This window comes from Chitinophaga arvensicola, assembly GCF_900110835.1.
Classification (GTDB): domain Bacteria; phylum Bacteroidota; class Bacteroidia; order Chitinophagales; family Chitinophagaceae; genus Chitinophaga; species Chitinophaga arvensicola.
Window position 1 is genome coordinate 2,346,889 of the sequence record NZ_FOJG01000002.1, and the last position, 20,513, is coordinate 2,367,401.

Sequence of the window (20,513 nt, forward strand, 5' to 3'; positions counted from 1 at the left end):
GTTTTAAAAAGATACATCAATGGTGAACGAATAAGTTGGCCTGGGCGATACCTGGATCATATCTCCAAAGCCCGTCTGTTCCGGATCCTGTCCATGCAGATCTTTGCTGGCCCAGGTATGGACATTCATCGCAGAGAACATCACATTCGCCGCTTTTATATTCAGGTACTTGTTTAAATGATCCGGCAGTGTATAGCGGAAATTTATCGTCCTTAGCTTCAGGTAGCTACCACTCACCACGCGGATATCTGCGTTATCGTACATTTCCCACATGTTTTTAGCATAACTGAAAGGATAGCTCATAGACCAGTGACTCAATGTTTGCGAGAAATCGCGACCACCAATCAGTGCCGAAATATTGGTGAAAGCCTCATCCCCTGGCTTTCTCCAGCGGTTCTCAAATTCAAGCCTTACATTGTTCTCCGGCATGGGTGCAGCGACACCGGAATTCAGCTGCTGGTCGGTAGCGGTATATAATTTTGTGAGCCTGATTTTACTACCCAGACTGTAAGCGAGATTAAAGCTCAGTGCAAATCCCTTATAGCTGAAGGTATTGAGGATACCACCCTGTATAGTAGGAATCCGGTTGCCGGTGGGCACCATTACCTGCCGGAAAACGTCATCCGGCTCTTCGCTTCTGTACTTGTCGCGCAGCGCCTCATCGTCATTTTTAAAAGTAGGCTTCCCTGTTTTATGATCAAGACCGTTAAACGCGTATGAATAGAAGGTATTTACCGCCTTACCGTTCACAGTTTGATTACCTGTGAGGTAATCATTGTACAGGTTGGCATTCAGGCTGCCCAGGTACTTATTCAGCCCATAGTGATTAATACTGTTAGACAGGATAGAATTGAGGACCTGCCCCAACTGCGGATCAATACGCCAGGAAAAGCCATTGCCGCCTCCTTTGGGGCCGAGGTTATTGATGGGCATAAAGCTCAACGCTATTTCCACTCCCTTGTTCCGGATAGTACCGGAGTTCACCACATAGGTGGTAAGCCCATTGATATCTGCTACTCTTTTATCCAGGAAGGCATTTTCTGTTTTCTTGTCGAAGTAATTGACAGTACCCTGAATTTTGTTATTGAACAGCGAGAAATCCAGGCCGATGTTCAACTCTCCGTTTTTCTCCCATTTTAAATTAGGGTTGGGATAATAGGCAATGGTGGAATAATACTCCTCGCTGATGGGGTCCAGGGAACCCTGGTTAATAATCAGGTCTGGCGTCTGATTATCCAGCATATTTCCCTGGTATCCGTAAGATGCTTTCAGCGCCATCATATTCACCGCTCTGGAATTTTTAAAGAAGTCTTTGTCTATATCCCAGCGGCCTGAAACAGACCAGGTGGGCAGGAATTTTTCGCGGCTCCGGCTGCCGAATTTATTGGAGAAGTCTGTACGGGTATTGAAATTCAGGATATACTTGTCATTGAAGGTATAGGCAGTGGCCAGGTATCCCGAAACGATATTGGTCAGGTTATTGGTGATCTGATCCATATTATTGATGGTGGACCATTCCGCGTATTTCGGATATTTAACCGGGTCTACCGGCGCAAAGATCTGACCGCGATCTTTCATATACCCTCTCCTTATCATTTTCAACCCGTTATATTGATTCGAAGACATCTCGCCGCCCATCGTTATATCCAGCTGATCACGCTTGTTCACTCCGACAGGATGAGTGAAATTCGCCTGTCCACGCACCAGATAAGAGCGGTTACGCACGTTAGAGGAACGGTATTCCCCACCGTAAGGCATTGTAGTTCTTGCCGGATCCGCCGGCATTCCATACTCGCTCAGGCGTATTTCTGCAGCAGAAAAAGTGTTTTCCTCATAAGCGGTGCGGTCTTCCGTATTGTTATTATTAAAGGATAGTAACAGTGTTCCATTGAGGTGTTTATTTAACTTGTAATTGAGATTGGTATTGAGGGCAAGACCTGATGCGTCAATATTATTCCGGGAATGCGCCATTTCATTGAGGATATTAAACCGGAAGTAATCGGAGGCACTACTGCTATACCGCTTATAGTAATTCAGGTCGCCTCCTTCATTGTAGGCCGGTACTGCCCTGCTGGTATTGTATGCATAGGAAAGCGCATTTACGGAGCTGGATACAAAGTCCCTTTTCTCCGTATTACCTCTGAAGTTCAACTCCCAGGTGAGCCTAGACGATAAAGCGGTATTTAATTTAATCAATGCGGAGTACTGATCTATTTTGTCTCCCCTGATCGTACTGCGTTGCGTGGCGGCGCCTACGGAAGCAAAATACTTTGTTTTCTCATTTCCGCCTGAAACGCTCAGATTGTTCTGGGTGGAAACAGCATTGTGAAGAATAACATCAAACCAGTCGGTATTAATGGTTTCCATGCGATGTACATCCTGCTGGAACGCTTCATAAGAGTATTCTCCGTTGTACAATTTAGTCAGCGCACCTTCATATCCTACATAGTTGATGTGATCAGAATAATTCAATCCTTTATCTATCAGGTCTCTTGAAAAATCAATGCGCTGGCGGGAGTTCATCACATTTACGTTGGCGTCTGTATAATGCGACCGCTGCACTATGCTGGTAGACTGATTAAAATTGACAACCGGCGCCCCGGTTTTTCCCTTTTTTGTTGTTATCACGATAACTCCATTCGCTGCTCTCACACCATAGAGTGCTGTTGCAGAAGCATCTTTCAGGATATCGATCTGTTCTATATCAAAAGGCTTTAGCCCGGAAATAGCATTCCCCAGCCGGTTTACAAAGTCGAGATCATTAATGCTGGCCGGATCAATATTTACCGGGTCATTTACTACTACACCATCTACCACCCAAACGGGTTCCCGGTTGCCTAATAAAGTGGAGGTACCACGGATCCGGATTTTTGGGGCTACCCCGATATCTCCTGATGGATTCATCACGAATAAGCCGGGCACGCGTCCTTCCAGCGCCTGGTCGATAGAAAACATACCGGCACTCAGGATATCTTTTGCCTTTAAGGTAGTGATGGCACTCGTAAGACGCCGGCGGTCTATTTGCTGATAACCGGTGCTAACGGTCACCTCGCCCAGTTCTGAGGTAGATTTGGACAGGGTGATCTTTAAACTGCCCTTGTTGACTTTTACTTCTTCTTTTTCAAACCCGATAGAAGAAATAACCAGGATTGCATGGGTGCTGACATTTCTAAATGCAAACTCTCCATTTGTATTGGTAGTAGTACCCAATTCCGTTCCTTTTACGGCTACGCTTGCCCCTATTACGGGGCCGCCACGTTCGTCCTGTACTTTCCCTATAACCCATATCAAAGTATCTGCAGGTGGGTCGCTTATACCCTCCTGCTTTGGGGCCGCCACTTTAGGCGAAACAAAAATACTTTTGCCTTTGATGGTGTATTCCAGTGGCTGACTTTTGAACACCTCCGCCAGAAATTGCTCCAGTGGCAGGTTTTGTGCGTTCAGAGAAACAGGTTTGGAAGAACGGAGGGCAGACTCAGGATAGAGGAACAGGAAATCGGTTTGTTTCTCTACCGATTTAAAAACAGATTTTAAGGATACTTTTTCTCCCTTAAAAGTAACATGCTGTGATACGCCCCTGGCGCAAACGGTTAAAATACCAACCGTTAAAAAGAGTGTAGTTAGTTTCATGACTAACATGATTTTGGTGATGTGGTGATTGCTGCGGCGAACCAGCCATTCACAAATAGCAGTTTTTAGCATACTTTTGTGTTGTTTGGGTGATAAATAGGCAGTCCTCCAGGACTTTGTTTACGTTGCCCGAACTTTCCACCGCCCAGGCCTGCACGCCCGGGCGGTTTTGTTTCCGGCATTTTGTTTTCTTTCAGGGACAAAGCATCCCCAGATCAAATGTTTCATTTGACCTGAACTCAGCAGCCGTAGTAGCAGCTAAACAGTAATTGTAGTTGTCAGATAAAAACTGTCAGTCGATTCCCGGGCATTGCTACAGTCTTTACCGCTGGCTTGATGCCAGCTGACATTTCTGGATTTTTGACATAGACATTTTGGTTGGTTTTCGATTTTTTTGCCGGAGCACTCAACGATGCGGCAACGGCGGCAGATTGGTAATAGCTATTTAAAAGACAATCAATTTTTTCCCCTGTAGTTCCGTCTTCACGCCCATTTTCTGCAAGCCTTCCAGCACATCTTTCAGATGTACGTTCCTGTACATTTTCCCTTCGAATGTTATATCAGATTCAGTTCCCCTGTATTCCACTTCGATATTATACCATCTTACCAATTGTCTCATAACGGTTTTCAGATCGGCGCCTGTAAAATCAAATATGCCGTTCTTCCAGGCCAGTACCTGATCTGGATCTGCTGATGAATTAACATTGATGTCCTCGCCGGCAGACGCGATAACGGCTTGCTGTCCCGGTTTAAGTACCATTTTCTGATGATCATTGACTATTCTCACACTACCATCGATAAGGGTAGTCTTAATACTTTCCTCATCGTCATAGGAATTAACGTTAAAGCTTGTTCCCAATACCTGCACGAGCGCCTTCCCGTTTATGTCCACGGTGAAAGGCTGCTGTTCATTCTTTGCGACTTCAAAATAGACTTCGCCATGAATTTTAACGGTGCGTTTATCTCCAACAAAAGTTGCGGGAAATGTGATGGAAGAAGAAGCATTCAACCAGACTTTTGTGCCATCCGGTAGCACCAGCTGATACTGGCCACCCTTGGGGGTTGACATGGTATTCCATAGCATTTCTTTACCTCTCAGGCCTGCGGCATTGTAGGCGACCTGCCCATTGCTCAGTTTTATCACCTGTGCATTGCCCTGTTGCGCCAGTTTACCATTAGCCGCACTATCGAGCGTAATGCTGCTGCCATCAGCGAGGGTCAGGGTAGCCAGGGCGCCACCCGGTGCTACATCCGCCGGTAAGTTGTTGTTATTATTTCCGGCAGATAGCCGCTCTTGATGATGGTAGTTCCAAAACCAGGTGCCGGCTGCCAGCAGTAGAACAGCCGCTGCAGCCCAACGCCATTTGCGGGCAAAAGGAATGCGGCGAACAGGTGTGTCAGTATCCGTCAATTCCTTCGCGCTATTTGCTTTAAACTTCTGAAAAGCCTCTTCTGTATGCCGGTCGTCCAGCATAATGGAAAGATATTTATCAATTTCACCGCTATCCCTGATCTGATCAAACAGATCCCGGTTGACAGCGGATTGATTCAGCCATTGCTCCAGCAGCGCATTCTCCTCTGCATTCAGCGGCTGCCCGCTGAAATGGTGATAGAGAATGTCCTTTATCTGATCCATATTGACTTTCATACGTTAGTAGTTGTTCCCAATGAATGCATCGCCTGGTGCTGTTACATGGAAAATTTAGTGCGCCTGGGATCATACATTTGTATAACCTCCAAAGCGTAAAAATTGCCCCGTATGATAAGTAAACGACTGAACCCGGGCAGGCATCACAAAGAATTAATAAAAAAATGAAAAAAATATCATCAGTCTCCGCTTTTCAAGCAGCAGGCGGAGCTTTTCAAGCGCTCTTGCTTTTTGATTGCGGACATTATTGGGGGTAATGCCAAGGCGTTCAGCGATTTCAGGCGTAGAGAGGTCTTCTACAAAGATCATCTTCAATAGTTGCACCTGGCTGGGGGGTAAAGTCAATATTTCCGCATATACCCGGTTAAAAAGATCTTCTTTTATAATCTTTGCTTCCAGTATATCTTCTATGGTTTCCTGGCTATAGATGATCTCTCCCTGTTTGGACGATTTCACCTGCAGGTGTTTCCGGTGGTCATGACATTTATTTCTCGCGACAGTAAAAAGAAAAGCGCCCGCTTCTCTAATAGTAGCATGCCTGAAGTGTTCACGCCGGTTCCAGAAGATAGATATTGCTTCCTGGGCGATGTCCTGGGCTTCAGCGTCATCCTTTAAAACGTCTAGAATGAAATATCTTAACCGGGGATAGAAAGACTGGAAAAAGTGCTTCATCGCGGCTTCATTCCCATCTGCTATCCTCGCCAGCAACTCCGGATGATCAATATGCATGTTACTGTTATCCAATTGGTTTGATTACATTCATCAGGTGAATTTAATAGATATAGGCATCACCCATACCAGGGTGATTACTTGGAATCAGATGCCGTGGATGTAGCATTAGCAAAATACAAAGTTTATTTAATTTTATGAAAATACTCCCAATCAGAGAAAACAGGAACTCCTCCTGTACATTATAAGTGACAACTTTCGGGGCATTTCGTGAAAACAAAAAAGCCTGTAGATTTTTTATCTACAGGCTTTAGGCACCTTTGTATCAGGGATTTCGCTCTTATGTTCCTGACAGGATTAACTAATCAATTTTTATACTATCCAGGGCTTTCTCCATGGCCAACTCTTTCACACCCGGCACTTTTAATCCTTCTGCACGGAATACGGTCAGATCAGTCATACCCAGGAAACCAAGGAAAGCATGCAGATAAGGCGCAACAAAATCGTTGGCCTTGCCTGGTCCCTCAGAATAAATCCCTCCGGACGACATGGCCACATACACCTTCTTTCCTGTTACTTTTCCGACAGGACCATTTTCACCATATCCGAAAGTTATACCTGCCCTTGTAATATGATCAATCCAGGCTTTTAACGAAGTATGAATAGTATAGTTATAAAGTGGCGCACCAATTACAATGATGTCTGCAGTCATTAACTGTTTAACCATTTCATCAGAAAAACGGATGGATGCTTTATCTTCTTCGGTCAGCTGATCCCCTGGAATAAAGAACGTGCGAAGTACTGCCGGATTTAAATGTGGAATGTCGATATCGACAAGATTTAATTCCTCCAGGGGACTGCCTGGATATTTTTCCTGAATTTTTTCAACGATCGCACGACCCAGCTGAATGCTGTGTGATCCTTTTGCCTGTATACTTGAAATTAAATGAAGAATACGTTTCATAAAAAATGCCTGTTTATAAGTTTTTATTCCCCGGTTCATCCGGTTTTTTTATCTCCTGCGAAAGAATTCTTTCGCTTGAATTATCAAAGGCAAAATTATGGTTACCAGATGGTCTACGGGAGGTACTTACATAAAGGGAAGCGGTTACATTGAGGTAATGTAGTTACCTTTGCATGTATGGAGACAATGATAACCGAGTCCCTTCCGGACAATGAAGCATGCGCAGGTTCGCTCAAAAATATGCTTGATGCACTATCTGTTATTAATGGAAAGTGGAAACTGGCTTTAATCCTTTGCCTGGTGCAATCATCAAAGCGCTTTAATGAAATTCAGCAGGAAATTCCCGGGATATCTTCCAGGATATTGGCCAAGGAATTAAAAGACCTGGAATTAAATGACTTTATTAAACGTCATGTATATCCGACTACGCCGGTGAGTATTGTTTATGAAGCAACAGCGTATAGCCGCACTTTAAAAAATGTGATAGGTGAACTTAGCACGTGGGGAGGACAACACCGCGAGAAAATCAAGGCAAGCATGAGAAAGCAGTCTTGATTAGGTTTCCGATCCTATATAGCATCAGCCGGTATCATGCCGTTAGTTATGCCTTCATCATTCTCCTCTTTGTTACCCGGTTAACCCTACGTCCGGATTTTTTATTTATGTTACTGTTAAACCTTCAAAACCCGCCGCCGTCCAAAATGCTCAAAATTATGTTATAGAGCATGTTTTCAGCAATCTGTCCCTGGTAATGCCCCATCATTACCAACTGGCTTTTTTTTGCCCATGGATCCAACCCTTTATCTACATAAGGTTTACAACAACATCCAAGTTTCCTACACTGTTCATTAACATTAAAACAACATTAGCCGAATGAAATTAAGAGGAAGTATCCAGAAGACGCTGACACTCGCAATTGCGTCTTCCCTGCTGCTGACCGCATGCTCCAAAAAAGATGACCTGGCTAATATGCCGGACCCTGTGCCCACCACGACAACACCTTTAAATGTAATCACCCAGCCAGTTACACTCAACCTGTTAATGGTGAATGATGGTGGTTACGTAAAACGATTGTTGATGCCCATTACACAGATCGGATCGAAAACTGTTAATCTGAAAACCGTTTTTGACACCGGTTCGGAGGGTATGGTGCTGAATGCAGGCGCTGTACTGCCCCAGGAAATGATCACGCAGAATGGTATTGATCTGAAAGGGCAAACTTCATTGACAATAGATGGCATTACCATTACCAATGCCAGGGATTCCACCTCTTATGGTGAGCCTCCCTATACCAGGAAATACTATGGACAGATTGCCTATGCTACCATGGTTTTAGGGGATGATGCCGGTAATGTAACTACCCGGGAGATGTCTGTATTCCTGGTGTACAATGGCATCAAAACAGCCACCGGAAAACATGCACCATTAGACCCCGATCCAATGGTGGATGGTATATGCGGCGTCAATAATCAGGTTATCTCCAACGCTGACCGGGTAGCCTCCAGGAGTCAGATGAAAGGCCCGTTCTCCTATCTCGATTATGGAGCTGGTGTGAATGCAGGCATGTCCCTGAGTGCTTTAAACGCAATACAAAATGCGGATGTCATCAATCAGAGTGGCAGCCGTATTATTTACAGCGCCCCCTTGCTACAGGTTGGAATAGATCCGGGATCTGAAACAGATTATATTATGCAACAGCAGGGATCTGCCGCTAATGGCGCCGCCTTCTCCCCACAGGTGCATGGCACTATCTATGCAGATGGAGATCAGTTTGCCGGAGCCATACTATTCGATACCGGTACTGCTACAGGTGGTAGTATATCTGATCCGGATACACCCTCTCCCGATCCTTATGTATTGGATAGTAATATGCCGGTATATTTTTCCACCAACGAAGGATTCTCTTATCAGTTCAACACTGATAAAAATGAATACCGTATGAGAATTGTCCCCAATCAATCCGGCAAACTTGGCAGATCGATCCTGGGATTAGAGTTCTTCACCAATCATTATTTTCTCCTGGACTATACCAGCAACCAGATTGGTATCGGTGATTTGTAAATAGTTTACCATTCATTAAAAGAAGAATGTCTCAAAGTAATGGCTACCAGGATAAAACAGGATAGCCATTACTTTGAGACATTAAAAATTTTACCGGAAAGATGTGGTATAAAAAGGCGGTATATACTATGCTTAGCGTGTGGCAATAAAGAATAGCCGTGAAAAAGGCAATAATCGGCCACCTTCAAAAAACGGATAATAGGTTTCATTTACCCTGGCACTGTATAGAGACAAAAATTCAAGCTGCTCTTCTTTCTCAAGCGGGTCGAGATAGAGGTGGAGATCTGTTCCTCTATACCATTCGCTTGCTTCTACCGGATTGGCGGCTGAAAAATAGTAGGTAGTGCGCCATACCTCAAGACGGGTTACTTTATCCCTGAGTTGCTGGTAGTACCAATCTGCACTTTCTACCGCCATTCGCTGAATAACCGGGTCAATTTTATGTGCCCACGGACCTTCACCGGAAATAGTGCGCAGTATTTCCTGCATCGGCTGCTCCGCGTTATCAGGCACCTGGATAGCCAGCGTACCACCCTGGGAGAGTTGACCTATTAACTTAGTCAGTATAGTGGCATGCGCTGATACCAACTGAAGTACCGAGTCTGAAAATATTAAATCATATTTCCCGTCATCTTCCCAGGTAGAAAGATCTGCTACGCTAAATGATACATCCGGCAGACGTTTACGGGCGGCTTCGATCGCAGCTGCTGATTTATCCATCCCACAAATATTGGCCTCCGGGAAGCGGTTTTTCAAGACTTCGGTCGAGAAGCCATTGCGGCAGCCAATATCGATAACATTATTAATATTTTCATTACTGACGCGTGCCAGTAAATCCAGTAAAGGCTGCATTCCAGCCAACTCCAATTTTTTCTGAATTTTACTAATATCAGTTGCATTAGTGCCAGTTTCCTGCATGTCTTTTATTTTAAAATAAATAACAAGTCATGGGACCATCTAAATCTGATAAGGTTTAAAGTGTAGACAAATATTCAAATGGATGATGCTATAAGCGGATGATAATTTAGTCCGGTTAAATTATTATTCAATAAAATTTCGTAAAGCTTGTTAGAAATAATTGTTCCTCTTTGTGCAAATCCGCCACTCCCAAAATACTCCTGCGTATAAAAAAAATCATATCCGCCAGGGTTGTCTTCAAACATGGGATAAGGCATGTCCGCCCTTAGAACATATTTTGTGAGGTTCCAGCCTTGTACAGCTTCCATTTCATCAATATACCTGGCATTGAGGTGCAGTTTAGATGGAGCTACTCCTTGCTGTACCAGCTGTACTATCGTCTTCAGGGGAGCCTTCGTTTTTAGATCCAATACCGGTTTGCAAGCTATATTTAAAGGTTTGAAGCAATCCTCATAAACCACAGGATTTACAAAAAAGATGTGTTCTGTAAAATGTAAAGAAGCAATTTTCCATTTACCCCATTTAGGTTCCCCCTTCATTTTAAAAAATCCGGTTTGCTCACCTCTGAGTATTCCATATTCCTGATCTCTTGCCGCCACGTCAAAAACATCCCCGTCCGTATCCGGGAGCGCATAACCTAAATACTTCTCCGCATATATATGCAGGAATTTAGCGGATTTTAAATCCTGTTCATCAAATACCATTTCTGTTGAAAGCGTATCTGTCCAGGTTTTTCTAAAGCGTTTTTTTATTACATTCAGTTGAGGGGAATCCGCATCAATCATGATGGCATCGAATCCCTCCTTTGCTTTGATCCCCAGCGTAGCTAAAAAAGCGACATCGTCACTTGTAAAATCTTCAACAAATCTGTATATCTTCTTCATACCTGTAATATAGAATGAATAGTGTAATGATAGTTATTCCGGCAGCTCCGGTTTTGTATATTTCAGCGCTATATAAATATATCGACATCTATTGAGAAGCAAAGGAAGAAACCTTTACTTGATGAATATAAAAAAAACGAATTAGGGATTTAAGATTTCTGATCAATAGCCATTGATCAATAGCAGCAACGATAAAATATTTTCTAATCAGCATTCAGGCTTGAGTGATGTGGGATATCTGGTATACAAAAAGAGGCGAGATCTTAATATCGTACCTCTTTGAGGGGTACCAGGATTATAATCTTCGGGAATGTCTATATCAAATTCAATGGTGTGGTAAATACGATCGGCTTCAAAATAATCTTTCAATTCTATATATAATTTTTCATACAGGTTGCTATGAAGAACTTCCCGATTGATAAAATGCCCAAAGCTAATCTCCTCCGGGAGGACATGCACAATCTGTCAGTGAATTTTCCAGGAATAAAACAGCCATTTCTCTCATCAAATGCAGATGAATTTTTGATTAATATATGAGGCCAGGATAATAACTACTTCTTAAAGGAAAAAGAGCGCGAAAAGTTCACCATAAATAATCCCTAAAAAAGACACATCTTTGTTATATTTTATGAAAATAAAAATGGGATGGAAGAACCTAACCAGGACATACTAAAAAGGAGCAAAGAGATTACCGAAAACTATTTTCAGTTTCTTGACAAACACATTGCCGATGTTGTTTCGGGTCGTGTTGGCGACTTTATGGAAATCAATCAAATCGCAAGTCAATTATTCATTTCGCATAAGCATCTTTCTGATACAGTACAAAGGGAAACAGGAAATCATCCTTGCCATTTTTATGATTTAAAGATTATAGACCACGCAAAATCAATACTTTCTGAAAGCAATAAATCAGTAGCAGAAGTTGCAGGAATACTCACTTACGACCCTTCGAACTTCTCTAAATTCTTCAAAAAATTTACAGGGCAAACTCCCGGACAATTCCGGAAAGAAAACAAAAAATAAAGTTCCGAAAAGTTCACCATGTGCTCAATCGTTTAGTTAGTCATCTTTGTCATATCAATTGTAAACATTTAAAAATCAGACAAAATGACTAGAAACGATTTAAACGGAAAAGTAGTTTTAATTGCAGGAGGCGCAAAAAATTTAGGCGGACTATTAAGCCGTACTTTCGCATCCAAAGGAGCGAAAGTAGTCATTCATTATAACAGTGGCAGTACAAAAGCCGATGCTGAAAAAACACTGGCCGACATTATAAACGCCGGTGGAGAAGCATTTTTATTTCAGGCAGACCTCACGCAAGTCAAAAATATCACCAAACTATTCGATGCTGCTATCGAAAAATTCGGAGGTGTCGATATCGCGATCAACACCGTGGGGAAAGTATTGAAAAAACCCTTTGGAAATACCACTGAGGAAGAATACGACAGTATGAGTGATATCAACGCTAAAGTAGCTTATTTCTTTATTCAGGAAGCAGGCAAGAAATTAAATGACAACGGTAAAATCAATACGATTGTAACTTCATTACTGGCTGCCTTCACGGGATATTATTCCACCTATGCAGGGGCGAAAGCACCGGTTGAGCATTTTACCCGTGCAGCTTCCAAAGAATTTGGTACCCGAGGCATTTCAGTAACGGCGGTTGCTCCAGCACCAATGGATACGCCATTCTTCTATGGGCAAGAGAGTGACGATGCGGTGGCTTATCACAAGCAGGCGTCTGCTTTGGGCGGTTTGACCAATATCAAAGATATTGCTCCACTCGTAGAATTTTTGGTTACTGATGGATGGTGGATTACTGGTCAAACTATTTTTGCGAATGGTGGTTATACCACGAGATAAAGAAATTATACCTGCGGTTAAAATTTTTAATATGTATATCAAACTATTGGGGAAATAAAATAATTGTGGCGAGCTTTGCAGGAAGAACAACAGGGTCTGTGCAATAGATTATTTACCAGCATTAAGATAATATGAAAACAAATCTTTTTTTGATACTGCTACTTTCTTTATCGATAATTAGTGTTGGACAGAATAATTATCAGAAAAAATTCACCGGACAGATCGAAAAGAAACTCAGCTTCGGCGAAAGTTTTGTTTATGCAGGAAACGCTGATTACAATATCGATAACCTGTGCGAGGTAGAGACAAATAAGACGATGAATTTAATAGCAGGCAATAATAATGCGCTGATATTGCATAATGACTCGTTGTATAGTAGCCGGGAACTAAATTTTACGGAAATATCGAAGAATGAGTTTCTATCCTGCAAAAACAGATATAAAACAAATTGCGTTTTAGATTCCGGACAATTTATCAGTGGCTCAGGTATTTATGTAATTCACGACTGTAAAGAAATCTGTGAAACTTACCTGGCAGAAAGGAATACAGATAGAAAAATGTTAATGCCTTCATCCTATGATGCCGGAATATTAAAAATGTTACTTTCTTCATCGTGTGATCAACTATTAGTTTGTTCATCGTATGACGGCCCTGATTATAGCAACTATTATGAACACAGAGCAGAGATTTTTTTATTCAATGTTTCAACAGGGATAGGATTAAAAGGAATAACGCCCGCTCTTAATTATTACACCAACGAATGGTCAATTAATAACCTGATCTGGGTTGACGAAAATACTATAGCACTTGAATTGTATAATGGAACACGGACGGGTAATGGAGAGAATTTAAAATTCAGGTATTTCAAGTCAGATTTAAATGCGAAATAGCAATTAATAAGATGATAAGATGTTTATTTATTAAAAACCCCTGATAATAAAATTATCAGGGGTTTTTGCGGAGAGTCAGGGATTCGAACCCCGGGACCTGTTACAGTCAACAGTTTTCAAGACTGCCGCAATCGACCGCTCTGCCAACTCTCCAGGCTGCGAAAGTATAAAAGGAATTGATTCTAAAAAAATTTGTTTTACTTTTTTTTATAAAAAAAATTCGTTAAGACACCGCCCCCTGGCAGGCATCCGGGGATTGAAATAGTTTACGTATAGCCGTTACTGGTAGTTAACCTCCCCGTTTTACCCCTCCGTTTTACACCACTTTTCCGTAAATTTAAATATGAATGTATTCTTTGAAGGACCTGTATTATGGTCACAGATAGACGCCAATATGCACCTGCGTCACTCGGCTTATGCCGATTTCGCCGCACAGGCCAGACTGAGCCTGCTGGAACAGGTAGGACTTACCGCAGTCCATTTTATGCAGCAGCAGCTCGGGCCCATCCTCTTCCGGGAAGAACTGATCTACCACCGGGAAATAAGCCCGAACGATAAAGTAAGGGTAACCTGTGAAATGACGAAATGCCGCGCTGATGGCTCCAGATGGTCCATTAAACATGAAATCTTCCGGGGCGACGGTGTAAAATCCGCGACCGTAATAGTGGATGGCGCATGGATCGATACAGCTAAACGCAAGCTTACAGGGCTTTCTCCCGAACTCATGGAAAAGTTCAGGGCCATACCCCGTAGTGAAGATTTTGTAGAAGAATAACCGGCATACCATCACCGGTATGCCGGGAATAATGTTGTTACCTGGCTGTAAGCGGTTTCGCCTGCCGGTCAGATTCCAGCTCCTTAATAAAAGGCAACTGGTGCTGCAGGTACACCCGCGTAGATTGCTCCAGGTAATTGTCCAACTGGAAGAACTGGGCAGCCCTTGTAGCCCCCAGCAACTTGTTGAACTTCCGGAAATAGCGCATCTGCAAGCGCCCGAATTCCAGGTCATTCGCAATAAATTGCCTGGTTAGAGAGTTCATTTTCTTCTCATCAATGGAAGAAAACTCCTCATTGTACATCTTTACCAGGGCAATACGCTCCGATAACCACGGACTTTTTTCCGTTTCATACTCCAGGAAGGCAGATTGAAAGGCCTGTTGCTCCAGCGGGGAGATCTTTAACGCCTCATTAAGCAATGACTCCTTGTTCTTACCAAAGATCTGGGTGACCAGGTCTTCATCCGGCAAAACAATTGACACTGCGGTGGTCTGAGCCGTTAACCGCCAGGCCGCACCCAGGATCATCAACAAACAGATAAGCTTTTTCATGCACTGAAAATTTAGGATTAATGGCAGGTTCAGCCAAAGCCCTATGCAATCAGGGGGTAACGCACACTGCTCGGAGTATGGTGTAGTATAATTAAAGCAGGTGTAGTGCCCACTACATTATGGCAGTGAATCCACCGTCTTAAATAAACAATGCTGGCGGAGAAATGGTTGTGATAACAACAAATAAAAAAACGGCTGCGGGAAAGTTGCAACTTTCCCGCAGCCGTTTATATCGATAATGTGGTGGTAAATCAGTTCATGGATGACTGGTTGGATGCCATAAATGCGTCATATGCTTCTTTTGTCCAATGCTGATAATCTTCCAGATGGATGCCCAGTCGCTCATCACGCTCTACTTCTTTATATTCCCGGCTATCCCAGTAGCCCTTTGCCAATGAGTCAATATTCTCAGAAACGGCTGCAGGTGCTGTTTCGTAATCGTCCGGATAACTTTTATAGTTTCCAATTGCCAATTCCTGAATTTCGGTTTTTACTGCGTCCTTGCTTTGCTTTGCCATGGTTAAAATTTTTGGTTCAACTCATAGAAAACAAAAATGGTTCCTGTATGGTGCCAACAGGCACCCTTTTAAGGTTTCCTTAACTTAAAATAATGTTAACGGGATCAGGGCTGTGCGTAAGTTACAATGTCAATACCCACGCCACTGGGGTCTTTGATAGCAAAGTGCCGGTCGCCCCAGGGCTCATTCCGGATGGCGATCTGAACAGCTATCCCCTTTGCTTTTATCTCCTCATATACCTTGTCTACATCAGGCACCTCAATGGTGAGGTACATTCCCTGCCCATTGAACGCCGGTCTGAACAACGGCTGCTGCGAGGCATGTTCCGGCAGCAAAAAGCTAAGCTCGGCCTGCTTATCCGGCGTATGGAGCAAGAGATAAAACTCATTTTCAAACGTAACCCCGAAGCCTAATACTTCCGTGTAAAACTTTTTACTTTCCGCAATCTTAGCTGTAACGACGCCTGCATTCAATTTCATTTTACCTGGTTTTACGGGTGAATAAATACTGGTTACAAAAAAAGAAAAAGTAAGCAATAACATGCTCGTTTTCATATGCTTTCCGTTTATAAAAGCAAAATTAAGCCGCGAAAAAGAAGGAAAATTGTAAAAAAGGGACAAACTTACTTGTGGAAGACTTTCGCCGGAGTGAGGCCATAAAGCCGCTGAAATTCCCGGATGAAATGGGCCTGGTCGTAATAACCGGCATCCAGGTACGACCTGTTTTTCCGGATCCCTTCCCCTGCATGTGTAGATTGAAGCACCTGCTGGAAACGTACCACCTTACTGAATACCTTGGGAGTATCTCCTATATAAAAGGAAAACAAACGTCTCAATTGCCGGGAACTGATCCCCGGCGGCAATTCCGTCTTTAACGTAATTATTCCGGCAGTCCGCACAATCAGATCTACCGCTTCCTGTACCCGGTGATCTGCCTCCTTCGCTTTGCTGACTACCTGCATTAAAAATCCATCCAGCAGGGTTTGCAGCCGATGCAGACCCATCCCCTCCCGGAAATGATCCGATAACAATCGGGCGGCCACCGGCGCTACATCTGCCAGCGCAGTCACCTGATCCGATAATTCACCGGCATCACTATGAAAAAGCCTCGGGAACATACCCGGCAAAAACCGGATACCCACGTAATCAAAAGGCCCTTCGAGGGGAAATGACGTACAGGCGTCACTGAAACCCATTACAAATGATTCCTGTGGCCGCTGCCATTCAAAGAAGATATCCATACAGCCATCCGCCACTACGCGATAGTCGAAAGCGTGTGGCATAGGTCTGTCCATTTTAAGTTGCCAGTAACAGAACACATATTCCTGTAAACGAGGATCCGGCAGCAATTCACGGTAAACGACCTCCCCCTCCCCTTGCTTCACAAAAGGTTGTACGGGTGTGTACAAAGTGCGTATGTGGGAAAAGACAGCCATTTCTGCTGCAATTATAACATAATCGACTTAATATATGAATTTCCATAACGGCCCCATTTCCCCAGTACTTTTGTTATAGATTCCCGGATCCCCTTATTGTCCACAGGTTTACCCTTTACCGGCGGCTTTAATGTCTCCGGTTTCACATCATCTACCAATACCTTCGTGGCAAACCAGGTGATATGCTCATGCGGCAAAGCCACTCCCAGGATCATACCGGGCAAGCCACTGAACGACTCCGGACCACCAGGCGTTACAATCGCATCGGTATAAAAGGCCACCACATAAATAGAGTCCATGATAACCGCATTGGCCCGCCGGCAATCAAATCCGGCGATCTTTCGGGTTTCATCCGTAATCTTCCAACGGATCTGTCGCATCGTGTCTTTCACGAGATAATTTTGCTCAAATACCTGCTTCTGGGCAATACTCTGCATACTGTCCAGCCGGGAATACACGATGTTCTTCTCTGCAGGAGCATCCTGCCAGGGAATCACTTTATTATCGGGATTATCTCTGCCGGGTTTATAAAGCGTGGTGCTATTGGTGAAAGCATAATCAAAATAAGTAACCTGGTACTGCGACATTCCTTTCTTAATCATCTCTGTCCAGGAGTTCTCTTCCCCTTTATTCAGCTCATCCATACGGGCAAAGGCATTTACCCGCTTTTCATATTCAATACGCCCCTGTTGCAAAAACACGGTATGCTGCGCCTTTGCCGGAAAAACAGACAGTATCACGATCACGAATACACTGAGTATTATACAGATGCTTTTCATAATTGATTATTCTTTAGGAGATCCTGCGCCTAATTTGTTGAAATTCCAGATAAAAGATAATAAGCCATACCGGCCAATCTTGCTGTAAGTACGCTGATAGATGGTGTTTGATTGTATAGATCTGTCGAAACCAATACTTTGGTTTAGAATATCGTTCATGGAGAAGTTAAGTTGCAACAGTTCTTTTTTTCCAAACTTTTTCGCCACGTATGCATTCAGAATAGCCACATTATTATTGGTGGTAAATACCGGCGTTTTCTGACGGATACTATAGTTCAGATCGGCATGCAGCTCCAGTTTCAGTGGCAGATAAAAATTTGCACCCGGCGAAAAATTGTATGTCCAGTACTGGGTACGCAGACTTTTATCTACTGAAGATACACTGGTATTATAGTTTGCTTCTCCTTCAAAATACATTTCATACTTCTTATCCTTATCCTTATTAAGCCGCAGACTTGCCCCGGCATCGGAGGCATTGGTGATATTGAGCAATCCATTCACATAATTCACATTCCGGTTAAGGCCGCCATTCAAACTACCCCCTATTCTCATATCCAGGGGCACCACTTTCCAACTCAGGTAAGTCCGGAAATGTGCGCTCCTGCTGCCATTCACGTTCACAGCCTGCGTAGTTCTTTTGCCGGATGTATCCACATAACTCTTCTCACTGATACTATTAACGGTAGATTCGTATGATATATATCCCCAGATACTCCGGCTGGTCATCACCTTATAATCAGAAAAATTCAGACTAAAGGAATTATTGAAAGATGGCTTCAGTAATGGGTTCCCAATCTGGATATTCAACGGATCATCATTCACCCGGATTGGCTGCAGGTCGTCGATGCCGGGTTGACGGGTAGACCCGTTATAATCAAACGACAACCGCCGCTGCTGGGAAAAATTATAGCGGAACATCGCACGCGGGTACCAGTTTACAAAGCTCCGGGTAACCTCGGTATGGCGGTACATATCTTTCTGGTTAAAATCGGTGAACCCAACGTTACCGCCTATATTAAAACGGATCTTGTCTTTCGTATAACCATAACGGATACCACCCTTATGCGTCAGTATATTAAAAGCGAAGTCGTTGCTGTACAGGGAATCCATAGCGGTATACTTCCCACCGGCACCCTGATTGTAGGAGTTCCTGTTGGAATGACTGTTATCCACGCTAACGCCGTAGTTAAACAACAGCGACGACGATTTGGACAAAGGTTCCGTATAAGCCAGGTTGGTGTTAATACTGATGTTCTCATTATTGGTGGTTTTGCGCTGATCGGTATGTTGCACAGAATCCACCTTGTTTAATTTATAATACTCAGTAAAAGCATCCAGCATGCCTTCACCGTTAGTGCGGGAATAATTTTCCGCCAGGTTGAGGGAAAGGGTACGTCCTCTTTTCTTAAACTTTTTGCGCCATAAGAGGTTAGCGTTCATGCTTCCTACATCCGTTACGTTGGATGTTTTGCGTTCACCCCGGTTAATGATCATATCATTTTTCTCCATGCCACTGCTGTTTAAAGCGCTGGAGATTTTATGATCCAGTCCTCCGTCAATTTCCAGTTTTATCGAAGAAGTGGAATCAAACTGCCGTTCGTAATTACCATTGACCCGATTACGGAAAATACTGTTTTTAAAACTTTCTTTTGAGTGATTATAGTAAATAGTATCCGGAAGAATATTCTGCGATAATGACTCGCTGTTACCATCCACATACAATTTCATCAGTTTATAATTGGCATTCATACTCTGCCGGTCGCGGTCCCATTTATTGGTATAATGCAGGCCTCCGGTCTGTACCAGGGGATACCCGTTGCCCTGGAAGCGGCCATCCCAGCTATCCATGTCATCGCCACGGTAATAAAACTCCATGTCGCCATCGTCATTGACAGACATCTCTCCATTTCCTGAACCGAATTTTTCGCGGTCGCCCCAGTCCAGCCCTACTTTACCAGTATTAGACATGATGCCAAACGCAGCAAATTTCTTCTTGCCCTTAAATATATTCAACATCGCCTGGCTATCATGAAATCCCTGGTCACCGGCGCCTAAAGCGACTTTACCAAAGTAACCATGCTTCTTATCTTCCTTCAGCTTAATATTGATGGTCTTCGACTTCTCACCATCATCAATACCAGTAAAGGCCGACTGATCACTTTTCTTATCATATAGCTGCACTTTATCTACCATATCTGCCCGTAGATTTTTGGTGACCAGCGTTGGATCATCTCCGAAAAATTCTTCTCCATCCACCAGTACTTTCTTCACTGTTTCGCCCTGGGCCGTAATCTGGCCTTTGCTATTTACCTGGATACCCGGTAATTTTTTCAGCAGCTCCTCTACAGAGGCATTGGCAGCCGTCTGATAACTACCGGCGTTGAATTCCGTGGTATCGCCCTTCATTTTTATGGCCGCTACTTTTTGTTGCACCACTACTTCCTGGAGCAATCGGGACTTCTGCGTGAGCATCACTTTATCCAGTTTCACCACAGTAGTATCTGATAACGTTAAAGGCTCAACGTAATCAGCGAAGGAAGGATAGCTAATCAGTAGCAGATACTTTCCTTGTGCGGCATTTCTTATTTCAAAATGTCCTTTTTCATCACTTCGGGTAAACTTATACAAGATGGAATCTTTGGCATACAGCAGTGCTACGACTGCATTTGACAACTGCACACGGTTAAGTGTGTCCGACACATTTCCTTTTACTGTAGCCTGCTGCGCAAAGCAGCAATGGGTGACAATCAAAAAGATGATCAGTCCGGATAGTTTCTTCATTGTGGAGTATACAGGTTATTGGGTACAGATGCTATCGGATTAAAATTCCATAATAAATTTTAGACTTTGGTGAGTCGCTGTGATAAACATCTGTTAAATGATAACCTACTTATCATGTAGAATAAGCAGGTTGATAAGCAGACCT

18 protein-coding genes and 1 tRNA gene are annotated in these 20,513 nt (G+C 43.4%); 6 read left to right on the plus strand and 13 right to left on the minus strand.

All coding sequences use genetic code 11. From position 1 onward, the window contains the following. Positions 1–3: 3 nt before the first annotated feature. The 4 genes from BMW79_RS26850 to BMW79_RS26865 all read right to left on the minus strand — a co-directional run bounded on the left by BMW79_RS26850 (position 4) and on the right by BMW79_RS26865 (position 6,911). Positions 4–3,630 (minus strand): SusC/RagA family TonB-linked outer membrane protein, encoded by a 3,627-nt coding sequence (locus BMW79_RS26850; RefSeq protein WP_177192348.1) that lies wholly within the window; start codon positions 3,628–3,630, stop codon positions 4–6. Positions 3,631–4,075: 445 nt separating this feature from the next. Next, positions 4,076–5,278, minus strand: coding sequence for a FecR family protein (locus BMW79_RS26855; protein ID WP_089900473.1), 1,203 nt, complete (start codon positions 5,276–5,278; stop codon positions 4,076–4,078). Between the two features lie 153 nt (positions 5,279–5,431). After that, the gene (locus BMW79_RS26860) at positions 5,432–6,007 is read right to left on the minus strand and encodes an RNA polymerase sigma factor (RefSeq protein WP_089900476.1); all 576 of its coding nucleotides are present in this window, start codon (positions 6,005–6,007) and stop codon (positions 5,432–5,434) included. Between the two features lie 301 nt (positions 6,008–6,308). Further along, positions 6,309–6,911 (minus strand): FMN-dependent NADH-azoreductase, encoded by a 603-nt coding sequence (locus BMW79_RS26865; RefSeq protein WP_089904298.1) that lies wholly within the window; start codon positions 6,909–6,911, stop codon positions 6,309–6,311. A gap of 177 nt (positions 6,912–7,088) precedes the next feature. Here BMW79_RS26865 and BMW79_RS26870 point away from each other — a divergent pair, with 177 nt between their 5' ends. After that, the gene (locus tag BMW79_RS26870; protein WP_218150455.1) at positions 7,089–7,466 is read left to right on the plus strand and encodes a winged helix-turn-helix transcriptional regulator; all 378 of its coding nucleotides are present in this window, start codon (positions 7,089–7,091) and stop codon (positions 7,464–7,466) included. Between the two features lie 318 nt (positions 7,467–7,784). After that, entirely contained in the window at positions 7,785–8,972 is a 1,188-nt protein-coding gene (locus tag BMW79_RS26875; RefSeq protein WP_089900482.1) for a hypothetical protein, read from the plus strand. Positions 8,973–9,104: 132 nt separating this feature from the next. Here the strand turns inward: BMW79_RS26875 and BMW79_RS26880 are convergent, their stop codons facing one another. Then, positions 9,105–9,890, minus strand: a complete 786-nt coding sequence (locus BMW79_RS26880; protein WP_089900485.1) for a methyltransferase domain-containing protein — start codon at positions 9,888–9,890, stop codon at positions 9,105–9,107. Positions 9,891–9,964: 74 nt separating this feature from the next. Further along, positions 9,965–10,774, minus strand: a complete 810-nt coding sequence (locus BMW79_RS26885) for a hypothetical protein (protein ID WP_089900488.1) — start codon at positions 10,772–10,774, stop codon at positions 9,965–9,967. A gap of 645 nt (positions 10,775–11,419) precedes the next feature. On the opposite strand from BMW79_RS26885, the gene BMW79_RS26890 reads away from it, so the two are divergent. The 3 genes from BMW79_RS26890 to BMW79_RS26900 all read left to right on the plus strand — a co-directional run bounded on the left by BMW79_RS26890 (position 11,420) and on the right by BMW79_RS26900 (position 13,527). Beyond that, positions 11,420–11,797, plus strand: a complete 378-nt coding sequence (locus BMW79_RS26890) for a helix-turn-helix domain-containing protein (protein WP_089900492.1) — start codon at positions 11,420–11,422, stop codon at positions 11,795–11,797. Positions 11,798–11,881: 84 nt separating this feature from the next. After that, on the plus strand, positions 11,882–12,637 hold the full coding sequence (locus tag BMW79_RS26895) for an SDR family oxidoreductase (RefSeq protein ID WP_089900495.1): 756 nt from the start codon (positions 11,882–11,884) through the stop codon (positions 12,635–12,637). 131 nt (positions 12,638–12,768) lie between these two features. After that, positions 12,769–13,527: a hypothetical protein gene (locus BMW79_RS26900; protein ID WP_089900498.1), complete on the plus strand. Its 759-nt coding sequence runs from the start codon at positions 12,769–12,771 to the stop codon at positions 13,525–13,527. A gap of 68 nt (positions 13,528–13,595) precedes the next feature. Here the strand turns inward: BMW79_RS26900 and BMW79_RS26905 are convergent. Beyond that, positions 13,596–13,680, minus strand: a tRNA-Ser gene (locus tag BMW79_RS26905). 190 nt (positions 13,681–13,870) lie between these two features. Between BMW79_RS26905 and BMW79_RS26910 the strand changes: the two genes are divergently transcribed. Continuing rightward, positions 13,871–14,302 carry an acyl-CoA thioesterase gene (locus tag BMW79_RS26910; protein WP_089900501.1) on the plus strand — a complete coding sequence of 144 codons (432 nt, stop codon included), beginning with the start codon at positions 13,871–13,873 and terminating at the stop codon, positions 14,300–14,302. Positions 14,303–14,339: 37 nt separating this feature from the next. On the opposite strand, the gene BMW79_RS26915 is transcribed toward BMW79_RS26910, so the two are convergent. From BMW79_RS26915 to BMW79_RS26940, 6 genes are all read right to left on the minus strand, one after another. Further along, positions 14,340–14,855 (minus strand): hypothetical protein, encoded by a 516-nt coding sequence (locus tag BMW79_RS26915; protein WP_089900504.1) that lies wholly within the window; start codon positions 14,853–14,855, stop codon positions 14,340–14,342. 251 nt (positions 14,856–15,106) lie between these two features. After that, positions 15,107–15,373, minus strand: a complete 267-nt coding sequence (locus BMW79_RS26920) for a hypothetical protein (RefSeq protein WP_089900507.1) — start codon at positions 15,371–15,373, stop codon at positions 15,107–15,109. Positions 15,374–15,477: 104 nt separating this feature from the next. Next, positions 15,478–15,927: a VOC family protein gene (locus BMW79_RS26925; protein ID WP_218150456.1), complete on the minus strand. Its 450-nt coding sequence runs from the start codon at positions 15,925–15,927 to the stop codon at positions 15,478–15,480. 68 nt (positions 15,928–15,995) lie between these two features. After that, entirely contained in the window at positions 15,996–16,808 is an 813-nt protein-coding gene (locus BMW79_RS26930; protein WP_089900510.1) for an AraC family transcriptional regulator, read from the minus strand. A gap of 11 nt (positions 16,809–16,819) precedes the next feature. Further along, positions 16,820–17,587, minus strand: coding sequence for a GLPGLI family protein (locus tag BMW79_RS26935; RefSeq protein WP_089900513.1), 768 nt, complete (start codon positions 17,585–17,587; stop codon positions 16,820–16,822). A 6-nt stretch (positions 17,588–17,593) separates the two neighbouring features. Further along, a complete protein-coding gene (locus BMW79_RS26940) occupies positions 17,594–20,368 on the minus strand; it encodes an outer membrane beta-barrel family protein (protein ID WP_089900518.1) in 2,775 nt (924 codons plus the stop codon). Positions 20,369–20,513 lie beyond the last annotated feature (145 nt).

Bases quoted from the DNA above. Each gene is read 5' to 3' on its own strand.
- BMW79_RS26880 (WP_089900485.1), bottom strand. From the start codon at position 9,890: ATGCAGGAAACTGGCACTAATGCAACTGATATTAGTAAAATTCAGAAA.
- BMW79_RS26930 (WP_089900510.1), bottom strand. From the start codon at position 16,808: ATGGCTGTCTTTTCCCACATACGCACTTTGTACACACCCGTACAACCT.
- BMW79_RS26940 (WP_089900518.1), bottom strand. From the start codon at position 20,368: ATGAAGAAACTATCCGGACTGATCATCTTTTTGATTGTCACCCATTGC.
- BMW79_RS26915 (WP_089900504.1), bottom strand. From the start codon at position 14,855: ATGAAAAAGCTTATCTGTTTGTTGATGATCCTGGGTGCGGCCTGGCGG.
- BMW79_RS26895 (WP_089900495.1), top strand. From the start codon at position 11,882: ATGACTAGAAACGATTTAAACGGAAAAGTAGTTTTAATTGCAGGAGGC.
- BMW79_RS26890 (WP_089900492.1), top strand. From the start codon at position 11,420: ATGGAAGAACCTAACCAGGACATACTAAAAAGGAGCAAAGAGATTACC.
- BMW79_RS26875 (WP_089900482.1), top strand. From the start codon at position 7,785: ATGAAATTAAGAGGAAGTATCCAGAAGACGCTGACACTCGCAATTGCG.
- BMW79_RS26935 (WP_089900513.1), bottom strand. From the start codon at position 17,587: ATGAAAAGCATCTGTATAATACTCAGTGTATTCGTGATCGTGATACTG.
- BMW79_RS26920 (WP_089900507.1), bottom strand. From the start codon at position 15,373: ATGGCAAAGCAAAGCAAGGACGCAGTAAAAACCGAAATTCAGGAATTG.
- BMW79_RS26910 (WP_089900501.1), top strand. From the start codon at position 13,871: ATGAATGTATTCTTTGAAGGACCTGTATTATGGTCACAGATAGACGCC.
- BMW79_RS26865 (WP_089904298.1), bottom strand. From the start codon at position 6,911: ATGAAACGTATTCTTCATTTAATTTCAAGTATACAGGCAAAAGGATCA.
- BMW79_RS26860 (WP_089900476.1), bottom strand. From the start codon at position 6,007: ATGCATATTGATCATCCGGAGTTGCTGGCGAGGATAGCAGATGGGAAT.
- BMW79_RS26925 (WP_218150456.1), bottom strand. From the start codon at position 15,927: ATGAAAACGAGCATGTTATTGCTTACTTTTTCTTTTTTTGTAACCAGT.
- BMW79_RS26850 (WP_177192348.1), bottom strand. From the start codon at position 3,630: ATGAAACTAACTACACTCTTTTTAACGGTTGGTATTTTAACCGTTTGC.
- BMW79_RS26855 (WP_089900473.1), bottom strand. From the start codon at position 5,278: ATGAAAGTCAATATGGATCAGATAAAGGACATTCTCTATCACCATTTC.
- BMW79_RS26870 (WP_218150455.1), top strand. From the start codon at position 7,089: ATGGAGACAATGATAACCGAGTCCCTTCCGGACAATGAAGCATGCGCA.
- BMW79_RS26900 (WP_089900498.1), top strand. From the start codon at position 12,769: ATGAAAACAAATCTTTTTTTGATACTGCTACTTTCTTTATCGATAATT.
- BMW79_RS26885 (WP_089900488.1), bottom strand. From the start codon at position 10,774: ATGAAGAAGATATACAGATTTGTTGAAGATTTTACAAGTGACGATGTC.